The following is a 21709-nucleotide window of genomic DNA, read 5'->3' as shown; positions in this document are numbered from 1 at the left end:
GCGGTTACCCCCAGCGCCCCGCGGCACGCGGCCGGCACCGGCCGCGTGCCGCTTTGCCTTGCAACCGAAGCCCTTCGTATGGATACCCTGCCCTTTCGCGTCGCCACGCCGGTCGAACTCGACCAGCTCGGTCCCGCCGCGCTGCGCGACAAGCTCGCCGGCCCGCCGCAGCTGGCGCTGCCGTGGCTGGGCGGCGCCGCGGTGGCGGGCCAGCTCGATGCGCAGATGGTGCTGGGCCAGTGGTTCCTTGCCGGCCATGGCGTCGCGCGCGACGAAGCGCGCGCCTTCGCCTGGTTCAAGCATGCGGCGCACGCCGGCCACGCCGGCGCGGCCAACCTGGCCGGCCGCTGCTACGAAAACGGCTGGGGCACCGCGCAGGACGATCGCGCCGCCGCGCACTGGTACACGCTGGCGGCCGAGCGCGGCTCGGACTGGGGCATGTACAACCTGGCCACGGCGCTGGTGCTGGGCCGCGGCATCGGCGCGGACCGGCGCGCCGCGCTCGGCTGGTATCAGAAGGCGGCGGCGCTTGGCCATGCCAAGTCGCTCAACATCGTCGGCGGCTTTTATGAGGACGGCTGGGAGGTAGCGCCAGACCCGGCGCGCGCGGCCGCGTACTACCGCCAGGCGGCCGAAGGCGGCGACTTCCGCGGCCAGTTCAACCACGCGCGCATGCTGGCGCTGGCGGGGCGCGAGGCCGAAGCGCAGCAATGGATCCGGCGCGTGCCGCAGACCGCCACCGAGGCCTTCCTCGACAAGATCCTCGCGTTCCTGCGCGACGCGCCGCAGCAGGCGCTGCAGCGCCTGCACGCGCATGCCAGCCAGGCGGTGGGCCACGCAGCCCACTACGGCCGCTACGACCGCCTGAGCGCGGCGCGGAATCAGGGAATCAGGTCACGCGGAAGCCTACCTTCAGCGTGACCTGGTAGTGCGCGATCTTGCCATTCTGGATATGGCCGCGCGTTTCCACCACTTCGAACCAGTCGATGTTCTGGATGGTCTCGCCAGCCTTGGCGATGGCGCTCTGGATGGCCTGGTCGCAGCCGTCGGGCGAAGACCCGACGATCTCGACCAGCTTGTAGGTGTGGTTGCTCATGACCTCTCCTTGGCGGCCGCCGCCGCAGGGGTTGCCTCCATCATAGGCGCCGCCCGCGGATAGTCCCAAGGCTGCCGCGGGACGCCGCGCGCGCCACAGATCCTGTTACACAATCCCGCTTTGCCAGTGGCGTATGCGGCTGCTACGCTGCGTTCCCGCCCCGGACAGGTGCGGCGCGCGGCGCGCGCACGCTGTTCTTCACCGACGCAAAGATCCGCCGTGACTTATCGATTCATTCGCCGGGCCGTGCTGGGCCTGGGCCTGGCCGCCGCCTTGTCGGCCTTCACTTCGTTCAGTCCCTTCGCGCTGCTGGCGCACGCCCGTTCGGCATCGACCTTCGACCAGGTGTCCGAAACCATCGCCAACAGCATCAGCGAGACCTTCAACGAAGCCGTCGCCAACCACTTCCCCGCCCACACCGGCAAGCCCGCGCAACCGGCCCAGCCGCCCGATGCGAAGCCGCTGCCGGCCAAACCCTTTGCCGATGGCAGCGGCTACACGCTGTGCTTCGTTCCCGACGGCGCGAGTTGCCAGGCGCTGCTGATCAATGCGATCCGCAGCACGCGCCATCGCCTGCTGATCCAGGCCTATTCGTTCACCAGCGCGCCGATCGCCGAAGCCGTGGCGCAGGCGCACCGGCGCGGCGTCGACGTGCGCGTGATCCTGGACAAGAGCCAGCAGAGCGAGCGCTATACCAGCGCCACCTTCCTCAAGCACGCCGGCGTGCCGGTGGTGATCGACAACAAGCCCGCGATCGCCCATAACAAGGTGATGGTGTTCGATGACCAGGCGGTCTTCACCGGGTCGTTCAACTTCACCAAGTCTGCGCAGGAGCGCAACGCCGAGAACGGCATGCTGATCCGCGGCGACGCGGCGGTGGTCAAGGCCTATACCGACAACTGGAACAAGCGCTACCGGCAGTCGCGCGCGTACTGAGGGCAGCATCGGCGCGGACCGCCTGCACGAAGCGGCGCGCGGTGGCACACTGGCGAGCTGACATTGCGGCAACCCCTGCCAAGTCCTTTCCGGAGAACTCTTCGCCATGACAGCCATTCCCGACAGCCAGTGGATCCGCGTCGACACCGCCGCGGGCAGCTTCGATGCCTACCTGAGCCTGCCGCCGGCGGGCGTGCAGCCCGGCGCGCCGGGCATCGTGCTGCTGCAGGAGATCTTCGGCGTCAATGAACATATCCGCGCGGTGGCCGACCAGTACGCCGCCGACGGCTACGCCGTGCTGGCGCCGGACGTGTTCTGGCGCCAGGCCCCGCGCGTGCAGCTGGGCTACGAGGGCGACGACATGGCGCGCGCCATGGCCCTGCGCAAGGCGGTGGACGTGGCCGCCGCGCTCGACGATATCGCGGCCACGGTGCAGGTGCTGCGCCAGCATACCGGCGCCGGCAAGGTGGCCGCGGTGGGCTACTGCTTCGGCGGGCTGCTGTCGTACCTGAGCGCGGCGCGCGGACTGGTCGATGCCGCCGTGCCCTTCTACGGCGGCGGCATCCAGAACCAGTTGCAGGAAGCCGCGAACATCCGCGTGCCGGTGCAGTTCCACTACGGCGCGCTCGACGCGCATATCCCGTCCGACGCCGTACAGGCCGTGCGCGACGCGATGGCCGGCAAACCCGCCACCGAGATCCACGTCTACCCGCAGGCCGACCACGGCTTCAACTGCTGGGCGCGCGGCTCCTACCACCAGCCCAGCGCCGCACTGGCGCACGGGCGCGCGCTGGTGTTCCTGTCGGCAGCGCTGTAGTCCCCCGAGAGGGGCCGGCTTGCCATGGCAAGCCGGCAGCCCTTATCCTCGGCGCTTGGCTTCAAGACTTGCTGGACCCCAAACCATAACAATGGAGACCACCATGCAGTCAGAGCAGCAGCGCGCCCTGCGCAACACCATCCCCGACGCCATCGCCCGCGCCGTGCGGCGCAGCCCGGACAAGACCGCGATCCGCTTCGGCGACCGGTCCTGGACCTTCCGCCAGCTCGATGACGCCACTGCACGCGTGGCCGGCGCGCTGGCGCAATGGGGCCTGCGTCCCGGCGACCGGGTCGCCGCCTTCGGCAAGAATTCCGACGCCTATGTGCTGTTGTGGCTCGCCTGCCTGCGCAGCGGCCTGATCCATGTGCCGGTGAATTTCTCGATGACGCGCGCCGAGGCCGAATACATCGTCACGCAATCGGGCGCCAGCGCGGTCTTTTGCGACCCGGCGCTGGCCGAGCGCGTCGACGGCCTGCCGTGCAAGGTCCGTGGCACGCTGCATGGCGGCGATCGCCGCACCGATATTCTTGCGGCTGCTGCCGATGGTCCCGCAGTGCCGGTGTCGGACGCCCTCGCCGAAACCGCGCCCGCGCAGATCCTGTACACCTCCGGCACCACCTCGGCGCCCAAGGGCGCCGTGCTGACGCATCGGGCGCTGCTGGCCGAATACGTCAGCACCATCGCCGCCTGCGATATCCGCGCGTCGGACTATTCGCTGGCGGCGCTGCCGCTGTACCACTCGGCGCAGATGCATGTGTTCCTGATGCCGCTGCTGCTGTGCGGCGGCACCACGCTGATCGCCGACAGCCCGGAAGCCGGCTATTGCCTGCGCACCATCCACGCCGAGGGCATCACCAGCTTTTTCGCTCCGCCGACGGTATGGATCGCGCTGCTGCGCCATGCGGAGTTCGATCCGGCCCGGCTGGGTGCGCTGACCAAGGCCTACTACGGCGCCTCGATCATGCCGGTGCCGGTGCTGCTGGAGCTGCAGCAGAAGCTGCCGGCGCTGCGCTTCTACAACTGCTACGGGCAAAGCGAGATCGGGCCGCTGGCCACGGTGCTGGGGCCCGACGAGCACGCCGCACGGCCGGCGTCGGCGGGGCGGCCGGTATTGAACGTCGAGACCCGCATCGTCGATGAAACCCTGCAGGACGTGCCGCCGGGCGAGCTGGGCGAGATCGTGCATCGCTCGCCGCAGCTGCTGACGCACTACTGGGACAAGCCGGAGCAGAGCGCCGAAGCCTTCGCCGGCGGCTGGTTCCACTCCGGCGACCTCGGCTACATGGATGCCGAGGGCTACCTGTACGTGGTGGACCGGATCAAGGACGTGATCAACTCGGGCGGCGTGCTGGTGTCGAGCCGCGAAGTGGAAGAGTGCCTGTACACCCATGGCGCGGTCGCCGAGGCAGCGGTCTTTGCGCTGCCGCACCCGAAGTGGGTCGAGGCGGTGACGGCGTGCGTGGTGCGCAAGCGCGGGCATGAAGCCGCCACCGAGGACGAACTGATCGCGCATGCGCGCCAGGCGCTGGCGCCGTTCAAGGTGCCCAAGCGCATCGTGTTCGTCGCCGACCTGCCGCGCAATACCGCGGGCAAACTGCTCAAGCGCCAGCTGCGCGAGGACTACGCGCAGCTGTTCGGCGCGGACTGAAGGGCTCAGTAGGGCACGGCAACGCCGTTCTCGATCCTGACGCGGTCGCCGATGCGCATCTGGTAGGCGTTGGCCTGGGTCAGCGTCAGGTAGGCGTTGTCGCTGGTACGCACACGCACGCGGTAGGCCGGGGCACTGGTGCCGGTGCGCTTCTCGACCTCGTTGCCGGCCACCGCGCCCGCCACGGCGCCGCCGATGGTCGCCACGGTATTGCCGCGGCCGCCGCCCACCTGGTGGCCAAGCAGCCCGCCGACGATGCCGCCCACCACGGCGCCGGCGCCGCTGGTCGACGGCGGCTGGCCCGGCAGCATTTCGATCCCTTCGACCCAGCCGTAGCGCACGCCGTAGGCCTGGTTGCCGTAGCCGTTGCCATAGCCGCCGTCCTGGTAGGACGGTTGGGGATACGGCTGCTGCGGATACGAAGACTGCGGGTAGTCCTGCTGCGGATAGCCTTGCTGCGGGTATCCCTGTTGCGGATAGCCTTGTTGCGGATAGCCCTGCTGCGTCGGGTAGCCGCTGATGGTGGTGCCGCTGCCGTAGCCCGTGCTGCCGTAGCCGTTGCTGCTGTAGCCGTTGCTGCCATAGCTGCCGCCGTAGCCCCCGCCATACCCTGCGCCATAGCCGTTGTCGTAGCCATACGGCGTGGCACACCCGGCCAGCGCACCGGCGCCAAGCACCGCAAGCACAACCGAACGAAGGGGGATGGACATGTCAGGACTCCTGCGCGCTGCGCGTGTTGGGGAATGCGCGCGAGTCTAGGGCCGCCGGCGGCCAGCGGGTGTCACCGGAGCTTGTGATTGGTAACCGCCTGTAACGGGTAGCGATGCCGGCCTGGCGGGGCTCAGCCGCGCTCCGCGCCGTCGTCGTTGAACTGCGTGATGCGGGCCACGCGGAACGCGCCGCGCAGCGATTCCAGCTCGGTCCGGTGCAGCATGGCCAGGCGGTTCAGGTAGCGCTCGCCCTTGGCGGTCAGGTGCACCTGCACCACGCGGCGGTCTTCGGCATTGAGCTTGCGTTTGACCAGCCCGGCGGCCTCGCAGCGGTTGACCAGTGCCACCACGCCATGCTGCTTGGCCTGCAGGCGCTCGGCCAGTTCGCCGATCGAAGCCCAGTCCTTGTCGACACAGCCGCGGATATGCAGCAGCAGGTATTGCTGCACCGTCAGCCCTTCTTCGCGCGCCGCGTCTTCGGAGAACCGCAGGAAGCGGCGCAGCTGGTAGCGGAAGTCGGACAGTGCCTCGAAGTCGGCCTTGCTGAGCGGGGCGGGATGCGGCGACGAGGCGGACTTGCTGGGCATGGGCGGCAAAAAACGCGAAAGGAAAGGATGGCGCGGAAATCCGCGCAAGCCCCGGGCGGGGCGCTCGCAATTATAGGGGCCGCACGGCACACCGGCAGCGGATCCCGGTTTGCGCCGTGCGCGCGCCCGGCTATGGCAGAATCTGTGCGGTTGCAGACACCTTCACCCGTCACCGGAAAACGCACCGATGTTCTCGGAAATCGCTCTCTTCCTGCTGGATACCGTCTTTACCCTGTTCGGCATGGCGCTGCTGCTGCGCGTGTGGATGCAGCTGACGCGGCTGCCCACGCGCAACCCGGTCTCGCAGGGCGTGTTCCAGATCACCGACTGGCTGGTGCGGCCGCTGCGGCGGATCATCCCGGGCGTGGGCGGCATCGACTGGGCCACCATCCTGGCGGCGTGGCTGACCGCGGTGGTGTTTCTGGCTTTGGTCGCGCTGATCAGCGGCATCGACCTGCCCGGCTTCGTGCCCGCCATGCTGCTGACCGCGGTGCTGTACGTGCTGAAGTGGGCCATCAGCCTGGTGATGTGGGTCACGCTGCTGATGGCGATCCTGTCGTGGGTCAACCCGCATTCGCCGATCACGCCGGCCATCGACCACCTGACCGCACCGGTGCTGCGCCCGATCCAGCGCGTGGTGCCGCGGCTGGGCGGCTTCGATGTCTCGCCGCTGGTGCTGTTCGTGATTGCGCAGATCCTGCTGATGGTCATTGCCCGGCTCGGGGCCGGCATTATCGGCCTGCATTAAGGCAAAGGCGGCGGGTGACGATTCGCGACATTGTTCGCGGCCTTGGACAGTGTTTCGCGCAGCCGCACTTTTTCTGACCAGTGTGAAGTCCTACATTACAGGGCAACGTGGCGCGGACGCCACGCTCTGCCAAGAAGGACCACACACCATGAAGACCCTTATCCAGCGCCGCACCCTGGCGCTTTCCCTGCTGTGCGCCGCCGGCCTGTCGTTTGCCGCCGCGGCCCACGCCTCTGAACCGGTTTCCGACCTCGCTCGCCTGGACGGCAGCAGCGCCCATGTGGGCAAGCCCGATCCGTTCCTGGACGGCGCCCGCATCGGCCAGCCCGACCCCTACACCGATGGCGCCCGCACCGGCAAGCCGGACCCGTTCACCGACGGCGCCAACGTCACCGACCGCCGCAACGCGTTTACCGACGGCGCCTGATCCGCAAGTTCCCTTGCCACGGCCCCGGCCGTGGCGGCTCGCCGGCGACCCTCAACCCGCCGTGCGGGCCTCTCCCGGTGCCGGCCCGTCGACGGCTGTATCCAGCCCGGCATCCCGTGCCGTCTCCGCCTCCCCCTCCGGCGGCAGCTCCGACACCATCATCGATTCGATCGCTTCCATGAAGGCGCGCACCTTGCGCGGCTGCAGGCGCCGGTCCGGCAGCAGCGCGAACACGCGCAGCGGCGGCAGCGGATAGTCGGGCAGCACCCGCACCAGCCGCCCTTGCGCGATCTCGGCCTCGCAATAATTCACCGACAGCCGGGCGATGCCCAGCCCAGCCAGCGCGCCCTGCAGGCGCAGCTCGGCGTTGTGGGTCTGCATGCGCGGGCGGATCGGCACCGATACGGACTGGCCGTCGCGGGTGAATTCCCAGACGGTGTCGCCGGGCGTGGTCAGCGTCGGCATATTGGCCAGGTCTTCCGGGCGCAACTGCGCCGGCAGGCTGGCCGCCAGCGCCGGCGCGGCGAACAGGCCGCGTTCGACGTGGTAGATGCGGCGCGCCACCGTGCCGGAATCAGGCAGGTCGGCGTCGACGATGACGAAGGCCACGTCATAGCCGTCGCGGATCGGGTCGACCAGGCCCTGCGTGATTTCCACCGCCACATCCAGCGCGGGGTGCGCCGCCAGCGTGCGGCAGATCACGCCGCCCAGCTGCTGCGCGCCGAATTCATAGGGGGTGGCAATGCGCAGCACCCCCTGCACGCGCTCTTCGCGCGCCAGCGTTTCCTGGCGGATCTCGCGCAGCCGCGCGAACAGCGGCGCGACATCGCGATACACCGCCTTGCCCGCATCGGTCAGGCGCATGCGGCGCGTGGTGCGCTCCAGCAGCTTGGCGCCGATGGCGGTCTCGAGCCGCGCCACCGCCGCCGACACGCGCGACTTGGGACAGTCGAGCTGCTCCGCCGCGGCCGTGAACGTGCCCTGCTCGACCACGCAGCAGAACGCCTCCCAGTCATTCCATTGGATTGTTTCGTTCACCGGACAATGTTTCCCTGACAAGCTGTAGTTCTCGACGGTGGGCCTACATTATGCTTGAGCGATGCAACAAACGCCCGTCCAGGCCGGAGCGGACGCGCTAGCTTCCGCCATGCCGGCCGCCTCAGCCCCCGCCGCAGCGTCCGCCGTCACGCCCGCCATCCCCGCTCAACGCCCGCGCATGCAACTCGCCAGTCACCCCGAAATGGGTCACTGGCGTCTTTCATTGTTCGGTTTGACGCTGGGGTTGGTGACCGGCATCGACTTCTCTTCCACGCTGATGATGGGCGTGGCCAGCCAGCATATCCAGGGCGGCGTTGGGGCGGCGCCGGAAGACTACCTGTACGCGGTGTCGGCCTACGCGGCCACCGCGGTGCTGATGAACATGGTGCTGGACCAGGTTGCGCGCCGCACCACGTACAAGCGCTTCACCATCGGCTCGCTGCTGGTCTTCATCCTCGGCTCGCTGATCTGCGCCGAATTCGCCAGCCCCGCCGGGCTGATCACCGGCAAGGCGGTGCAGGGGCTGGGCGCGGGCGGCCTGTTCGCGGCGTCGCGCATCCTGGTGCAGCTGGTGTCGACGCCGGCCGAACGCGCCCCGCTGATGCTGCGCTTTGGCGGCGGCTCGTTCTCGATGCTGGCGATCACGCCGTGGCTGACCAGCATCTTCCTGGACGATATCGGCTGGCGCGCGGTGTTCCTGTTCCAGGCCGGCATTGCGCTGCCGGTGCTGCTGTCGGTCGCGCTGACCTACCCGACGCGCGCCGCGCGCGATCCGCATCCGCCGGTATCGACGCTGGACTGGCCCGCCGCCATCGCCGCGGCACTGGGCGCGCTGGTGTTCCTGCATACGCTGCAGGAAATGCGCTACACGCGCTTCTTCAGCTCGCTGGAGATGCCGCTGGCCGCGCTGTGCGGGGTGGCGCTGTTTGCCTTCAGCGGCTGGCGGCTGTACCGCCACCCGGACCCGTGGATCGACTTTTCGCGCCTGGCGGGGCGCCAGTACCTGTACGGGCTGGGCTTCTACACGCTGTATTACCTGCTGTCGTCGGCGTGGTCGTTCCTGCTGCCGGCGCTGACGCAGACCGGGCTGGGGCTGACCTTCCGCACCACCTGCATGCTGCTGTCGACCAGCGGCACGGTGTCGGCCATCGGCGCCATCGTGATCACGCTGGGCATGGCGCTGGTGTTCCGCAAGCGGCGCGTGATCGCGATCGGCTTTGTCGTCTACGCCTGCGCCGCGATGCTGCTGTCGCGCCAGCTGATGCCGGGCGCGCCGGATTATGCGCTGGTGCCGGTGGTGCTGCTGGAAGGGCTGACGCCGGTGCTGGTGATGGTGCAGGTGGCATCGATGACTTACCTGGACGTGCCGGTCGAGGATTTCTCGCACGCCTACCAGTTCAAGAATGTGTGCAAGCAGATCGCCTCGGCAATGGGCACTGGGCTGGCCAGCGTGTTCATGCAGGACGGCCTGGCGCAGCACCGCACCCACCTGGTGGAGCATGTCACCCGCTTCAACCCGGCGCTGCAGTTGCCCGACGCGCTGTCGGCATCGGGCCTGGCCAGGCTCTCGCAGGAAGTCGACCGGCAGGCCACGCTGCTCGCCGGCATGGACCTGCTGCATGGCTTTGCCGCGCTGTGCGTGGTGGCGGCGGTGTTCGTGCTGGCGCAGCGCAGCTTCCGCTGAGGCCACGCGGAACCGGTTGGGGCCGGCACTGGCGCAATCCTGGCATTTCCTCTACCCTTTCGGCCTTTCCGTGCCAATCCGGCGAACCGCGCCGGGCTACGCAGATGGCCAGTCCCACCGATCCCCGCCAGACCCCGCCGCCAGCATCACCGACCGCCGACAGCGCCGCCACGCCCGAAAAGCCGAGCGACAGCTATGTGCAGTCCTTTGCACGCGGGCTGTCGGTGATCCGCGCCTTCAACGCGCAGCACCCGGCCCAGACCCTGACCGAAATCGCCCAGGCCAGCGGCCTGACCCGCGCCGGCGCGCGCCGCATCCTGCTGACGCTGGTGGGGCTGGGCTATGTGCAGGCCGACGGGCGCCTGTTCCGGCTCACGCCCAAGATCCTGGACCTGGGCTTCGCCTACCTGACCTCGATGCCGTTCTGGAACCTGGCCGAGCCGATCATGGAGACGCTGTCGCAGCAGGTGCATGAAAGCTGCTCGATCTCGGTGCTGGACGGCACCGAGATCGTCTACGTGCTGCGCGTGCCGGCGCGCAAGATCATGACCATCAACCTGTCGATCGGCAGCCGCCTGCCGGCGTATTGTTCTTCGATGGGACGGGTGCTGCTGGCCGGGCTGAGCGAGCCCGAGCTCGACAGCGTGCTGCGCGCCTCCGAGCTGCGCGCGCGCACCGTGCGCACCGTGACCGACGTGGACGCGCTCAAGGCCATCGTCGCCGATATCCGCCAGCGCGGCTGGGCGCTCAACGACCAGGAGCTGGAAGAAGGGCTGGTGTCGCTGGCCGCGCCGATCCGCAACCGCGCCGGCCACACCATCGCCGCCATCAACATCAGCGGCCAGGCCAACCGCACCAGCGCGCAGGAGATGCTGGAGCGCTTCCTGCCGCCGCTGCTGGAAGCTTCCGAGAAAATTTCCGGGCTGGTCGGGCTGCGCACCTGAGCGGGCGCCGCGCCGGGTTCAGATCGCCGGGTTTAGTCCGCCGGGTGCAGTTCCACGCTGCCGAACTCGGCCGAGCGCGTGCCGTCCAGCGGCCGGTTGCTCGCGCCGAAATACGCGAACGCCACCGACAGCTTGACCGCGTTGGAGGTATTGCGGCCGGCGGCATGGAACAGCCGGCTGTCGAAGCACAGCACATCGCCGCGATGCAGCGACAGCGGCTGCGCGGCGTCCAGCAGCGGCTGGCTGGCCGGGTGCGCTTCGATCAGGAATTCGGCGGGGTCGAGCTGGCCGGGCTCTAGCTTCGCCTGGTGCGAACCGGGGATGACGCGCAGCACGCCATTGCGCTCGTCCTCGTCGCCCAGCGCCAGCCACACCGTCACCAGTTCCGGACGCGCGAACGACCAGTAGCGCGTATCGCGGTGCCAGCCGGTCTGGCTGCCGTAGTGCGGATGCTTGGTCATCACGCAGTTGTGATGCGCCAGCGTGATGCGCGCGGGCTCGCCCAGCAAGGCCTGCACCACCGACACCAGCTTCGGATCACTGGCCCAGCGGCGGAATTCCGCATCGCGCCCGTAGGCCTGGCGCAGGCGCCTGACCGTGCCGCCGCCGGCGGCATCGCGCGTGGGCGGCGCCCCCGGATAGCCGAGGTCGGCCTCGAATTCCACCGGCGGCACCGCCGCGGCGAGATGCTGGCGCGTCACGGCCTCCAGCGCCGCGCACACCGGCTCGTCGGCAAAGCCGCGCAGGATCACGAAACCGTTGGCATGGAAGGCATGCACCAGGCGCGGCAGCGCGCCGGGATCGGCGGACAGGGTGGAAGCAGGCAGGTCGGCGCAGGGATCCAGCGAGGTCATTGCAGCAGGCGCGGCGCAGGGCCGCGCAAAGAGGCGGAAAAATGGAACCGGGCCGCGGTGGCCCGACAGGCTCATGATGCCAGAACCCGCGCCATCTGGCGCAGGCGCCGCATCCGCATCCTGCAGGCCGCGCCGGGCCATCGCTTGCCTGCGTACGGCAACAGACGGTAGCGCATGCCGTGCGCGCCGCTACAATGCGCTGGTCTTTGCCCGATAATGCCTGCATCCCCCGCGTTTTCCTGCGCTCTTGCGCCGAGGTCCCACGTGACTGCACGCCCCCGCATCGTCGCTTCGCTGGCCGAGGCCCAGGCCCAGCTGGGCCGCATTGTTCTTGGCAAGCCGCAGCAGGTGCGGCTGGCACTGGCCTGCATGCTGGCGCGCGGCCACCTGCTGCTGGAAGACGTGCCGGGCGTGGGCAAGACCACGCTGGCGCATGCGCTGGCGCGCACGCTGGGGCTGCACTACCAGCGCGTGCAGTTCACCAGCGACCTGCTGCCGGCCGACCTGATCGGGGTCTCGGTCTTCGTGCGCGACGCCGGCGAATTCCGCTTCCACCGCGGCCCCGTGTTCGCGCAGGTGGTGCTGGCCGACGAGATCAACCGCGCCCCGCCCAAGACCCAGAGCGCGCTGCTCGAGGCCATGGCCGAGCGCCAGGTGACCCATGACGGCGCCACGCACCCGCTGCCGTCGCCGTTCTTCGTCATCGCCACGCAGAATCCGCTGGAGCAGATCGGCACCCATGCGCTGCCGGAATCCCAGCTGGACCGCTTCACCATGCGGCTGTCGCTGGGCTACCCCGACCCCGCCTTCGAGCGCGTGCTGTACCTGGGCGGCGCCAGCGCTGCCGAGCTGCCGCCGGTGATGGATGGCAGCCAGGTGCTGGCATTGCAGGAAGCGGCCGCGCAGGTGTACGCCAGCCCGGCGCTGGTCGACTACGTGCTGGCGCTGGTGCAGGCCACGCGCAGCCACGGCGGCTTTGCCGCGGGGCTGTCGCCGCGCGCCGGGCTGGCGCTGCTGGCATGCGCGCGCGCCTGGGCGCTGCTGGCCCAGCGCGACCTGGTGCTGCCCGAAGACGTGCAGGCGGTCTTCACGGCCGTGGCCGCGCACCGCTTGCTGCCCGCCGGCGCCGGCGGCAATGCGGCCGTCGACGGCCAGCTGGCCGCGCTGCTGGCCGGCGTGGCGATTCCCTGAAGGCCATGGCGGCGCGCAAGGGCGTGCTTGGCGGCGCGCCGCGCCTCCCCCGTCTCGCCCGGAGCCGCGCGGCAAGGCGCCCCGCGGGCGGCGCCGGCGGCGTGGTGCTGCTGGACCGCCGCCATCTCTATATCCTGCCCACGCGCGGCGGGGTCGGCTTTGCGGTGGTGCTGGCCGCGATGCTGATGACCTCGCTGAACTACAACATCAGCCTGGGCTTTGCGCTGACCTTCATGCTGGCGGGCATCGGCATGTCGTGCCTGTGGCTGGCCTACCGCAACCTGCTCGACCTCGCCGTGGCCGCGGGACCGGTGGCCGCGGTCCATGCCGGGCAGGACGCCGTGTTCCACCTGCGCGTCGACAGCCGCGGCGGCGACGCGCGCATCGGCATCGAGGCGCGCCTGCCCGCGTTGCCGGAAGTGGCCGCCGCAACGCTGACGCTCGATGCCAATGCCAGCGGCATGCTGGCGCTGCACGTGCCGGCGCCGCGCCGCGGCCGCCTGGCGCTGCCGCGCGCGACCATCTCCAGCCGCTTTCCGTTCGGGCTGTTCCGGGTCTGGAGCCATGCGGACCTGGAACTGTCGACGCTGGTCTATCCCGCGCCGGAGCCCGGCGCGCCGCCGCCGCCGCCCGCGCATCGCCCCGGCGATGGCGACGGTGCGCACCCGGCCGCCAGTGCCGCAAGCAGCGAAGACGGCATCGACCAGCTGCGCCGCTACCGCAGCGGCGACCCGCTGCACCGCATCGCCTGGAAGCACAGCGCGCGCACCGGACGCTGGCTCAGCCGCGCCGGCGACCCGCCGCGGCAGCCGGCACGCTGGCTGGACTGGCACGCGCTGCCCGCCGGCATGGAGGCCGAGGCCCGGCTGTCGCGCCTGTGCGCGTGGCTGCTCGCCGCCGGCGATGAGGTCGAAATCGGCCTGCGCCTGCCCGGTATCGAACTGCCGCCGGCGCGCGGCGCCAGCCACCGGCGCGCCTGCCTCGAAGCGCTGGCCTTGTGGCCGCAACACCCCGGCGTCCGCCGCGCCGCCCAGCCCGCATGAAACCCGCCGCCCGGCCGCTGCGGCATGAAGACCACGGCCTGTTGCTGGGCCAGCTGGCGCTGGTGCTGGCGCCGCAGGCGCGCACGCTGCCGGTGGCGGTCAGCCTGCTGCTGGTGCTGCTGCTGGCGTGGCGCTGGCTGCTGTGGCGGCGGCGCGCGCCGCTGCCGTCGCGCTGGATGCTGGGCACCACCGCGATGCTGGTGCTGCTGGTGGCGTGCGCTTTGGTGTGGCAGGACGGCGGCGGCATCGGTCGCGAGCTGGCGGTGGCGTTGCTGGGCGCCTTTGTCATCCTCAAGCTGCTGGAATGCCGCGCGCTGTCGGACGCGACGCTGGTCACGCAGCTGTCGTTCTACCTGCTGCTGACGCTGTACCTGTCCGACCAGCCGTTCTGGCTGGCGCTGTACAGCCTGGCGATCGGCGCCTGGGTGCTGCGCAACTGGCTGTTGCTGCATCACCCCGAGGCGCGCAGCCGGCTGGCGATCTGGCCGCTGCTGGGCCGCATGGCGCTGCTGGGGTTGCCGTGGGCGCTGGCGCTGTTCGTGCTGTTCCCGCGCCTGGAGCACCCGCTGTGGCAGTTGCCGCAATCGGCGCAGAGCGGCACCACCGGCATCAGCGACACCATGCGCCCGGGCAGCGTGGGGCAACTGATCCGTTCGCCCGAAATCGCCCTGCGCGCCGAAATCGCCGGCCAGCCGTTGCCCGCGGCCGCGCTCTACTGGCGCGCGCTGGTGCTGTGGGAATACGACGGCACCGCCTGGCATCCGTCGCGGCTGCGGCGCCAGCAGCTGTCCCCCGCGGCCGGCGCCGGCAGCGCCGCGGGCATCGACATCAGCATCACGCTCGAGCCCAGCCGGCAGCGCTGGCTGTTCGCGCTCGACCGAGGGCAGGCGCTGGCCGGCGGCACGGATGCCGCCATCACGCCCGACGGCGAGTTCATGGCGCGCCGGGCGGTGGACCAGCGCATCCGCTATCGCACCCATTCCACGCTGTCGCCGCCGGCGGAGGCGTTGCCGCCGGCCACGCGGCGGCTGGCCCTGGGCCTGCCGCCCGGCAACCCGCGCGCCCGCGCACTCGGCGCGCAATGGGCCCAGCGCCACGCAGATCCCGCCGCGCGCGTGCAGGCCGCGCTGCGGCTGTTCGCGGCGGCACCGTTCGCCTATACCCTTACCCCGCCGCCGTTGGGCGCCGAGCAAATCGACAGTTTTGTGTTCGACACCCGCCGCGGCTTCTGCGAGCACTACGCCAGCAGCTTCGTATTCCTGATGCGCGCCGCCGGCGTGCCCGCGCGCGTGGTCACGGGCTACCAGGGCGGCGAGTACAACCCGATGGCGAACCACTACGTGGTGCGCCAGTCCGACGCGCATGCGTGGGCCGAGGTCTGGCTGGACGGCCGCGGCTGGATGCGCGTGGACCCGACCAGCGCGGTCGCGCCCAGCCGCATCGAGCAGGGGCTGGATGCGGTGGTCGGCAGCGAAGCCGCCGGCTGGCGTCCGTCGCGGCAGCCGGCATGGCTGAAGGACTTGCGCTGGGCCTACGAGGGCATGGTCTACACCTGGCAGCGCTGGGTGCTGCAGTACGACCATGCCCGGCAGCAGCGGCTGCTGCAGGCGCTCGGCACCAGCGCCGGGGCCGGACCGTTGCTGGCCGCCGTGCTTGGCATGCTGTGCCTGCTGGCGCTGGTGCCCCTGTGGCGGCGGCGCGCGCCGGCTGACCCGGTCGGCGCGGTCTATGCGCGCTTCTGCGCCGTGCTGGCCCGCCACGGCTGCACGCGCGCGCCGGCCGAAGGCCCGCAGGACTTTGCCGCGCGGGCCAGCGCGCAGCTGCCGCGCGCCGGCGCGGCGATTGCCGGCGTCAGTGCCGCCTATGTCAGCCAGCGCTACGGCAACCTGCCGGCCGAGACGCAGGCACAGGCGCTGGCGTCGATGCGGGACGGCATTCGCCGGATCTCGGCGGCATTGCGTCGCTAGCGGGCGGGCGCATCGGCGATTCGCTACATTTGATATAATTACATCTGTAACTATATCAGGCGTGATTAATCCGCCGCCCCGCCATGTCCTTCGAGCAACGCATCGACCGCTTTTGCGCGACCCACCCCGAGGCCCCGCGCGACCTGATCCTGGCCTCGCGGCTGCTGCTGCGCACCGCGCGCCTGCTGCGCGGCCATATCGACCAGGCCCTGGCGCCTTTTGAACTGGACATGAGCCAGTACCTGGTACTGAGCATGCTGGCCGTCGATGAGGGCGAGCCCAGCATGCCGTCCGAACTGGGGGCCACGCTCGATGCCACGCGCACGCAGATGACGCGCCTGCTGGATGGCCTGGAAACGCGCGGGCTGCTGCGCCGGCGTGCCTCGGCCAGCGACCGGCGCAGCCTGGAGCTGACGCTGACACCGGCCGGCCGCCGGCTGCTCGAGCGTGCCGCGCCGGCCGTGCATGCGGCGTATGGCGAGGCCTGGGCGCCGCTCGGCACAAGCGGGCTGGCCAGCGCCACCCGCGCGCTGGGCCTGCTGCACCAGACCCTGGAGGCGCCGCAGCCATGAACCCGGCCCGGCCCTGGCGGCCGTTGTGGCGATTGCGCACCGGCATGCGGTGGCTGCGCTGGCTGAGCCGCCGGCAGCGGCAGACCTTGCTGATGCTGCTGCTGGCGCTGGCCACGGGCGTGGAGTTCCTCGAGAACATCATGTTCATCTTTGCCTCCAGCCATATCGTCGGCGGCCTCGACGCCGATCCGCGCAGCTTTGCGCTGGCGCAGGCGGCCTATGCGGTGGGCAGCATGCTGATGATCCTGAAGCAGCAATGGCTGTCGCGCCGGTTCGGTTACCGCGATTACCTGACCGGCGCGCTGCTGCTGTTCATGGCCGGCACGGTGGTCGCCGCGACCAGCCATGCGCTGCCGCAGATGGTGGTGGCGCGCTTTATCCAGGGCGTCGGCGGCGGTGCCTTGTTCACCAGCTGCCGCATCCTGGTCAACGTCCTGTTCGGGCCGGCAGAGCGGCCGCGCGCCACGCGCATCTTCATGATCGGCATCTTCACGGCGTCGGCGCTGGGCCCGGCCTTCGCCGCCGAACTGATCGAGCACGGGGTCTGGCAGGACGTGTTCTACGGCGTGCTGCCGTTCGCCGCGCTGGCGGCGCTGGGCGCGTGGCTGCTGCTGCCGGATGCCGAGCCGCGCGCCGACGCCGACGGCCCCGCGCTCGGGCCGCTGCTGCTGTTCGGCGCCGCCATCGTGACGCTGCAGGCGGCGCTGACCGAGGCGCGCTTCGACGTGTTCTCGCATCCGCTGCGCCTCATGCTGGTGGCTGCCGCCGGGCTAGTACTGCTGGCGCTGTTCCTGTGGCACCAGTGGCACCACAGCGCACCGGTGCTGCACCTGCGCGCGCTGCGCCAGCCGGTGTACCTGGCCGGCCTGGCGATGTACTTCGTGTACTACATGATCAGCAACCTCAGCGGCTACCTGTTCCCGATCTATGCCGAGCAGGCGCTGAGGATTCCGCTGGCGACCACGGGCTGGCTCAACACCTTTGCCGCGCTGGTGAGCCTGGCCGGCATCTTCGTCTACCTGTGGCTCGCGCCGCGCCTTACCCGCAAGAAGCCGCTGATGGTGGCCGGCCTGGTGCTGATGGCCGCCACGGCATGGTGGTTTGCGCAGATGCCGCCCGATGCCGGGCCGTCGGCGCTGGTGTGGGGACTGGTCGGCAAGGGTCTGTTCGGGGTGCTGGTGATCATTCCCATCGCCGGGCTGACCTTCCGCGCGCTCAGCCCGGATGCGTTTGCCCACGGCTACCGCAGCAAGAACCTGATGCGGCAGATCGCCAGTTCTTTTGCCTCGGCGCTGGGTGCGGTGCTGCTGCAAAACCGCCAGTTCGCGGTGCACGACAGCCTGCTGCACGCGATCGGCCAGCGTCCCGCCGAGACCGGGCACTGGATGACGGGAATGCAGGCCGCGCTGGCCGCGCGCGGCTTCGATGCGGCGCAGGCACATCAGGGCGCGCTGGCGCAGCTGAACGCACTGGTCACGCAGCAGGCCACGCTGATTGCCTGCGAGGATATCTATCGGCTGATTGCCGTACTGGCGCTCGGCGCGGCGGCGTACATGCTGTTGCAGCGGCGGCTGGCGTAAGCGCTGCGTGCATCGCGACGTCGGGCTGGCAAGGACTGCGCAGGCTGTCGGCTACGCCTGGGACTGCAGGGACGGCTGGGGAAGATCAGGGAGAAGCGAAGGCACCGCGCGCAACGGTTGGCGCGGACGGGTCGCAGTGCCGGCGGACGCGGCACCGGCGAAGATCCTGCTCAGAACAGCGACAGCTGGCGCATGCCGAAACCGATGGTCTCTTCCACGCGCGCACGGGCGTGGGCCAGCGAGCCTTCCGCGCCGGAGTAGTTGCCGGCGGCCCAGTGGTAGACCACCGGCAGCTCGCCGCGCTCGGACAGGCGCACTTCGCCAAGCTTGTCGCCACGCTCGTTGCGGTAGAAGTGCGAACGGTAGCCGCGCTCCCAGTGCGGGGCCACCTCTTTCTTGCGCCGCCGGGACTTCGGCGCGGAGCCGGTGGCAGACGTCGTGGACGTCAGTCGCCGCGCTCTATCGGTACCCGGCATCTGGGCACGGGTGAAATCCAACTGCATAGACTTCCTCTTTGTCGATTCAGCAGAACCAGGGCCGGCGGGGGCTGCCGCCGCATGCTTCGTGCATCGCAGTCGAGATGATACCTGCTAGCGCGCTTTCTGTAAGCAGTTCGTTGCGCTGAATCCCGCCTCTGGTAAGGCTTAGCGGGCCGTATACCGTGTTCGTATACGTGTCGGTATACGTGCAGGTATACGTCAAGGTATACGGCCCGCGGAGGCGTCGAAGCCTTGCTGGTTAACGGCTTGCGGGCACGCAGCGGTGCCCGCGAGAATCAACCCAGATCGAGCGGAATGAAGATGCGTGCATCGTCGCGCTGCACCAGCAATGCCACCTGCTTGCCCGACTTGCCCACCAGCGTGCGCAGCTGATCGACCGAGCCGATCGGTGTGCCGTTGAGCGACAGGATCACGTCGCCGGGCTGGATGCCCACGCGCGCGGCGGGACCGGTCACGTCCTCGACCACCAGGCCGCCTTCGATACCGCTTTCGCGCTTCTCCGCCGGCGACAGCGGGCGCACGGCCAGCCCCAGACGGCCGTTGGCCTCCTTGCCGCCCGCCTTCTGCGCCACCGCCTGGTCGCGGGCAGTGCCCACCGTCACCGACAACGTCATCGGCTGGCCCTTGCGGATGATCTTCAGCGAGGTCTGTGTGCCCGGCTTGATGTCGGCCACGTGCTCCGGCAGGTCGCCCGAATGATCGATCACGTCGTTGTCCAGCTGCACGATGACATCACCCGGCTTCAGGCCCGCGCGCGCGGCGGGGCTGTCAGGCTCGACCGAGTTGACCAGCGCACCCGTCGGCTTGGGCAGGCCGAACGATTGCGCCAGCGCCTGGTTGACCTCCTGCACGCTGATGCCAAGGCGACCGCGCGTGACCTTGCCGTGCGCCACCAGCTGCTGCTGCACCTTGGTCGCCACGTCGATCGGAATCGCGAACGAGAGGCCCTGGTAGCCGCCGGTCTGGCTGTAGATCTGCGAGTTGATGCCGACCACTTCGCCGCGCTGGTTGAACAGCGGACCGCCCGAGTTGCCGGGATTGACGGCCACGTCGGTCTGGATGAACGGCACGTAGGTGTCGTCAGGCAGCGAGCGTGACTTTGCGCTGACGATGCCCGCGGTCACGGTGTTCTCGAAGCCGTAAGGCGAACCGATCGCCAGCACCGGCTCGCCCACGCGCACCTGCGACGGGTCGCCCAGGCGCACGGTCGGCAGGTCCCTGGCATCGATGCGGATCACCGCGACGTCGGTCTGCGGATCGGTCCCGAGCACCTTGGCCTTGAACTCGCGCCGGTCGGTCAGCTTGACGGTGACTTCCTGCGCGCCGTCGACGACGTGCGCATTGGTCAGGATCAGGCCGTCGGGGCTGACGATAAAGCCCGAGCCCTGCCCGCGCACCAGTTGCTGCGGACCGCCCTGCGGCCCCTGGAACTGCGGGCCGAAGCGCTTGAAGAACTGGAACAGCGGGTCGTCCGGTTCGATGCCGGGCGGCATCTGCACCGCGGTGCGCTGGGCGCGCGCGGTCACGCTGATATTGACCACCGCGGGTCCGTACTGGGCGACGATGCCGGAGAAATCCATCGGCGTCGCCACGGCATCTGCCGGCTGGGCCGCTGCCACCACGGGCGCGGGCGCGGCGTAGCCCGGGGTGATGACTTCTCGCTGCAGATAGGCATAGCCGCCGCCGAGCGCGGCCAGGGCCGCGATACCAACGGCGGTGCGAGCAATGGTCTGGCGCATCATAGGTGTTCCTTTCCTTTTAGCATCTGGCGTCGGCACGATGCGACGCGACAGGGTCATGCTAGCGACCAAGACTTAAAACAGACTTAAGGGTCGTGGCCCGCATCGGCCGGCTGTCCCTTTGTTCCAACTCCGCGATCGAAAATTTATCTTGCACACAATCAAATTGTGTCTAATATATCGACATGGAACGCGACAACCAACCCGCCACCGACTGGCTTTTGCTGGATCACCAACTATGCTTTGCGCTGTATTCCAGCTCGTTGGCAATGACCAAGCTGTACAAGCCCATCCTAAGTGAGCTTGGGCTTACTTATCCGCAGTATCTCGTCATGCTGGTATTGTGGGAGACGCAGACCTTGTCGGTCTCGGAACTCGGCGACCGCCTGGCGCTGGATTCGGGCACGTTGACGCCGCTGCTGAAGCGGCTCGCGGCGACCGGGCTGGTAAGCCGCACGCGGGACACGGCTGACGAACGCAGGGTCCTGATCAGCCTGACGGACGCCGGCCGCGCACTGCGTCAGCGCGCCACGACGATTCCTGAACAGATGTTATGTGCCACGCAATGTCCGATCGAAGAGATCCAGGCACTGACGCGGCGCTTGCACGCACTGCGGTCGACGCTCGAACAAGCGCGGACCGATTCCAGCCTGCCGGACTGACGGCAGGCCTTGATAGCGCCCCAGCGGGCAACCAAACCGGAGCCTTAGATGAAACTCGAGAAAGTCGTATATACCGCCCATGCCACCGCCACCGGCGGCCGCGATGGCCGTGCCACCACGTCCGACGGCCAGCTCGATGCCAAGCTGGCGGTGCCCAAGGAAATGGGTGGTGCCGGCAACGGCCTGAATCCGGAACAGCTCTTCGCTGCCGGCTATTCGGCCTGCTTCCTGGGTGCGATGCGCTATGTCGCCAGCCAGCAGAAGATCAACGTGCCCGCCGATGCGTCGATCGAAGGCGCGGTCGGCATCGGTCCGATCCCGCAAGGCTTCGGCATCCAGGTCGAGCTGAAGATCTCGCTGCCGGGCTTCGAGCGCGAAGCTGCCGAAAAGCTGGTCGAGCAGGCGCACCAGGTGTGCCCGTACTCGAACGCGACGCGGGGCAATATCGACGTCACGCTGACCGTGGTCTGACGCGTCAGGCTTAGAAAAAACGGCCAGCATCGCGATTGCGATGCTGGCCGTTTTTTTAACTCACGCTGCCTGTTGATCGGTTTCGAGGGCAGGCAGCTGCGCGCAAAATGACCGCTTCTGCGCCGAATTCATTCGTTTGATTTCGATCTCCGCCTTCAACGCTTCCGACTTGGTGGCAAAGCGCATCTGCCCGAGCACGCGCAGGGGCTTGCGCGAGCGCGTATATTTGGCGCCTTTTCCGGACTGGTGCTCGGCAAAACGGCGTGCCACGTCCGTGGTGATTCCGGTGTAAATGGAATCACCGGTGCATTCGAGCAGATAGAGATACCAGGCGCAGTCAGCGGACATGTGCGGAAATGGGGAGCTGCGGGAATGGTATTACGCCATTCTGGCGAAGGCGAGCGCCGCGCCAAAAACAAAACCCCTCGCAGCGAACGCTGTCGAGGGGTTTTGCACAATAAGAGCCTGGCGATGACCTACTTTCACACGGGC

Annotated in this window: 23 protein-coding genes; 15 read left to right on the top strand and 8 right to left on the bottom strand. The window is 69.3% G+C overall.

The annotated features are described in order from the left end of the window. Nucleotides 1-78 precede the first annotated feature (78 nt). Nucleotides 79-921: a tetratricopeptide repeat protein gene (locus CBM2594_RS16000; RefSeq protein ID WP_232346640.1), complete on the top strand. Its 843-nt coding sequence runs from the start codon at nucleotides 79-81 to the stop codon at nucleotides 919-921. On the opposite strand, the gene CBM2594_RS15995 is transcribed toward CBM2594_RS16000, so the two are convergent. Further along, the gene (locus CBM2594_RS15995; RefSeq protein ID WP_116357831.1) at nucleotides 890-1096 is read right to left on the bottom strand and encodes a dodecin; all 207 of its coding nucleotides are present in this window, start codon (nucleotides 1094-1096) and stop codon (nucleotides 890-892) included. The genes CBM2594_RS16000 and CBM2594_RS15995 overlap by 32 nt on opposite strands. A 219-nt stretch (nucleotides 1097-1315) precedes the next feature. Between CBM2594_RS15995 and CBM2594_RS15990 the strand changes: the two genes are divergently transcribed. From CBM2594_RS15990 to CBM2594_RS15980, 3 genes are all read left to right on the top strand, one after another. Continuing rightward, nucleotides 1316-2032 carry a phospholipase D family nuclease gene (locus tag CBM2594_RS15990; protein WP_232346639.1) on the top strand — a complete coding sequence of 239 codons (717 nt, stop codon included), beginning with the start codon at nucleotides 1316-1318 and terminating at the stop codon, nucleotides 2030-2032. Nucleotides 2033-2138: 106 nt separating this feature from the next. Continuing rightward, nucleotides 2139-2849: a dienelactone hydrolase family protein gene (locus CBM2594_RS15985; protein ID WP_116357829.1), complete on the top strand. Its 711-nt coding sequence runs from the start codon at nucleotides 2139-2141 to the stop codon at nucleotides 2847-2849. 103 nt (nucleotides 2850-2952) lie between these two features. Beyond that, a complete protein-coding gene (locus tag CBM2594_RS15980; RefSeq protein ID WP_116357828.1) occupies nucleotides 2953-4500 on the top strand; it encodes an acyl-CoA synthetase in 1548 nt (515 codons plus the stop codon). A 5-nt stretch (nucleotides 4501-4505) separates the two neighbouring features. Here CBM2594_RS15980 and CBM2594_RS15975 read toward each other — a convergent pair whose 3' ends face one another. Both CBM2594_RS15975 and CBM2594_RS15970 read right to left on the bottom strand, forming a co-directional pair. Then, nucleotides 4506-5210 carry a glycine zipper 2TM domain-containing protein gene (locus CBM2594_RS15975; protein WP_116357827.1) on the bottom strand — a complete coding sequence of 235 codons (705 nt, stop codon included), beginning with the start codon at nucleotides 5208-5210 and terminating at the stop codon, nucleotides 4506-4508. Nucleotides 5211-5341: 131 nt separating this feature from the next. After that, nucleotides 5342-5797, bottom strand: coding sequence for a MarR family winged helix-turn-helix transcriptional regulator (locus CBM2594_RS15970; protein WP_116357826.1), 456 nt, complete (start codon nucleotides 5795-5797; stop codon nucleotides 5342-5344). A gap of 187 nt (nucleotides 5798-5984) precedes the next feature. On the opposite strand from CBM2594_RS15970, the gene CBM2594_RS15965 reads away from it, so the two are divergent. Next, entirely contained in the window at nucleotides 5985-6545 is a 561-nt protein-coding gene (locus CBM2594_RS15965) for a YggT family protein (protein WP_116357825.1), read from the top strand. 148 nt (nucleotides 6546-6693) lie between these two features. Further along, the gene (locus CBM2594_RS15960) at nucleotides 6694-6972 is read left to right on the top strand and encodes a hypothetical protein (RefSeq protein WP_116357824.1); all 279 of its coding nucleotides are present in this window, start codon (nucleotides 6694-6696) and stop codon (nucleotides 6970-6972) included. Between the two features lie 51 nt (nucleotides 6973-7023). Here CBM2594_RS15960 and CBM2594_RS15955 read toward each other — a convergent pair whose 3' ends face one another. Beyond that, nucleotides 7024-8010 carry a LysR family transcriptional regulator gene (locus CBM2594_RS15955; protein ID WP_116357823.1) on the bottom strand — a complete coding sequence of 329 codons (987 nt, stop codon included), beginning with the start codon at nucleotides 8008-8010 and terminating at the stop codon, nucleotides 7024-7026. Nucleotides 8011-8071: 61 nt separating this feature from the next. Here CBM2594_RS15955 and CBM2594_RS15950 point away from each other — a divergent pair, with 61 nt between their 5' ends. Both CBM2594_RS15950 and CBM2594_RS15945 read left to right on the top strand, forming a co-directional pair. After that, a complete protein-coding gene (locus CBM2594_RS15950; protein ID WP_116357822.1) occupies nucleotides 8072-9694 on the top strand; it encodes an MFS transporter in 1623 nt (540 codons plus the stop codon). A 104-nt stretch (nucleotides 9695-9798) separates the two neighbouring features. Further along, nucleotides 9799-10638, top strand: a complete 840-nt coding sequence (locus CBM2594_RS15945; protein ID WP_116357821.1) for an IclR family transcriptional regulator — start codon at nucleotides 9799-9801, stop codon at nucleotides 10636-10638. Between the two features lie 32 nt (nucleotides 10639-10670). On the opposite strand, the gene CBM2594_RS15940 is transcribed toward CBM2594_RS15945, so the two are convergent. Next, complete coding sequence (locus CBM2594_RS15940; protein WP_116359640.1) at nucleotides 10671-11492, bottom strand: phytanoyl-CoA dioxygenase family protein; 822 nt, start codon at nucleotides 11490-11492, stop codon at nucleotides 10671-10673. Nucleotides 11493-11756: 264 nt separating this feature from the next. Between CBM2594_RS15940 and CBM2594_RS15935 the strand changes: the two genes are divergently transcribed. The 5 genes from CBM2594_RS15935 to CBM2594_RS15915 all read left to right on the top strand — a co-directional run bounded on the left by CBM2594_RS15935 (nucleotide 11757) and on the right by CBM2594_RS15915 (nucleotide 17845). Next, a complete protein-coding gene (locus CBM2594_RS15935) occupies nucleotides 11757-12683 on the top strand; it encodes an AAA family ATPase (protein WP_116357820.1) in 927 nt (308 codons plus the stop codon). Nucleotides 12684-12688: 5 nt separating this feature from the next. After that, a complete protein-coding gene (locus CBM2594_RS15930; protein ID WP_116357819.1) occupies nucleotides 12689-13726 on the top strand; it encodes a DUF58 domain-containing protein in 1038 nt (345 codons plus the stop codon). Further along, on the top strand, nucleotides 13723-15693 hold the full coding sequence (locus CBM2594_RS15925) for a transglutaminase TgpA family protein (RefSeq protein WP_116357818.1): 1971 nt from the start codon (nucleotides 13723-13725) through the stop codon (nucleotides 15691-15693). Before CBM2594_RS15930 ends, CBM2594_RS15925 begins: the two co-directional genes overlap by 4 nt. 83 nt (nucleotides 15694-15776) lie before the next feature. Further along, a complete protein-coding gene (locus tag CBM2594_RS15920; protein ID WP_116357817.1) occupies nucleotides 15777-16265 on the top strand; it encodes a MarR family winged helix-turn-helix transcriptional regulator in 489 nt (162 codons plus the stop codon). Next, nucleotides 16262-17845 (top strand): MFS transporter, encoded by a 1584-nt coding sequence (locus tag CBM2594_RS15915; protein ID WP_116357816.1) that lies wholly within the window; start codon nucleotides 16262-16264, stop codon nucleotides 17843-17845. The genes CBM2594_RS15920 and CBM2594_RS15915 overlap by 4 nt, the downstream gene beginning before the upstream one ends. 170 nt (nucleotides 17846-18015) lie before the next feature. On the opposite strand, the gene CBM2594_RS15910 is transcribed toward CBM2594_RS15915, so the two are convergent. Further along, nucleotides 18016-18348, bottom strand: coding sequence for a hypothetical protein (locus CBM2594_RS15910; RefSeq protein WP_116357815.1), 333 nt, complete (start codon nucleotides 18346-18348; stop codon nucleotides 18016-18018). A 272-nt stretch (nucleotides 18349-18620) separates the two neighbouring features. After that, nucleotides 18621-20087 carry a DegQ family serine endoprotease gene (locus CBM2594_RS15905; RefSeq protein WP_116357814.1) on the bottom strand — a complete coding sequence of 489 codons (1467 nt, stop codon included), beginning with the start codon at nucleotides 20085-20087 and terminating at the stop codon, nucleotides 18621-18623. A 182-nt stretch (nucleotides 20088-20269) separates the two neighbouring features. On the opposite strand from CBM2594_RS15905, the gene CBM2594_RS15900 reads away from it, so the two are divergent. Both CBM2594_RS15900 and CBM2594_RS15895 read left to right on the top strand, forming a co-directional pair. Further along, on the top strand, nucleotides 20270-20746 hold the full coding sequence (locus CBM2594_RS15900) for a MarR family winged helix-turn-helix transcriptional regulator (protein WP_116357813.1): 477 nt from the start codon (nucleotides 20270-20272) through the stop codon (nucleotides 20744-20746). A gap of 48 nt (nucleotides 20747-20794) precedes the next feature. After that, nucleotides 20795-21217: an organic hydroperoxide resistance protein gene (locus CBM2594_RS15895; RefSeq protein ID WP_116357812.1), complete on the top strand. Its 423-nt coding sequence runs from the start codon at nucleotides 20795-20797 to the stop codon at nucleotides 21215-21217. A 60-nt stretch (nucleotides 21218-21277) separates the two neighbouring features. Here the strand turns inward: CBM2594_RS15895 and CBM2594_RS15890 are convergent, their stop codons facing one another. Further along, a complete protein-coding gene (locus CBM2594_RS15890; protein WP_116357811.1) occupies nucleotides 21278-21565 on the bottom strand; it encodes a GIY-YIG nuclease family protein in 288 nt (95 codons plus the stop codon). Nucleotides 21566-21709 lie beyond the last annotated feature (144 nt).

The organism is Cupriavidus taiwanensis, from assembly GCF_900249755.1.
Classification (GTDB): Bacteria; Pseudomonadota; Gammaproteobacteria; order Burkholderiales; family Burkholderiaceae; genus Cupriavidus; species Cupriavidus taiwanensis_D.
Note: the sequence above shows the minus strand (reverse complement) of the source record. Positions and strands in the feature narration are given on the sequence as shown.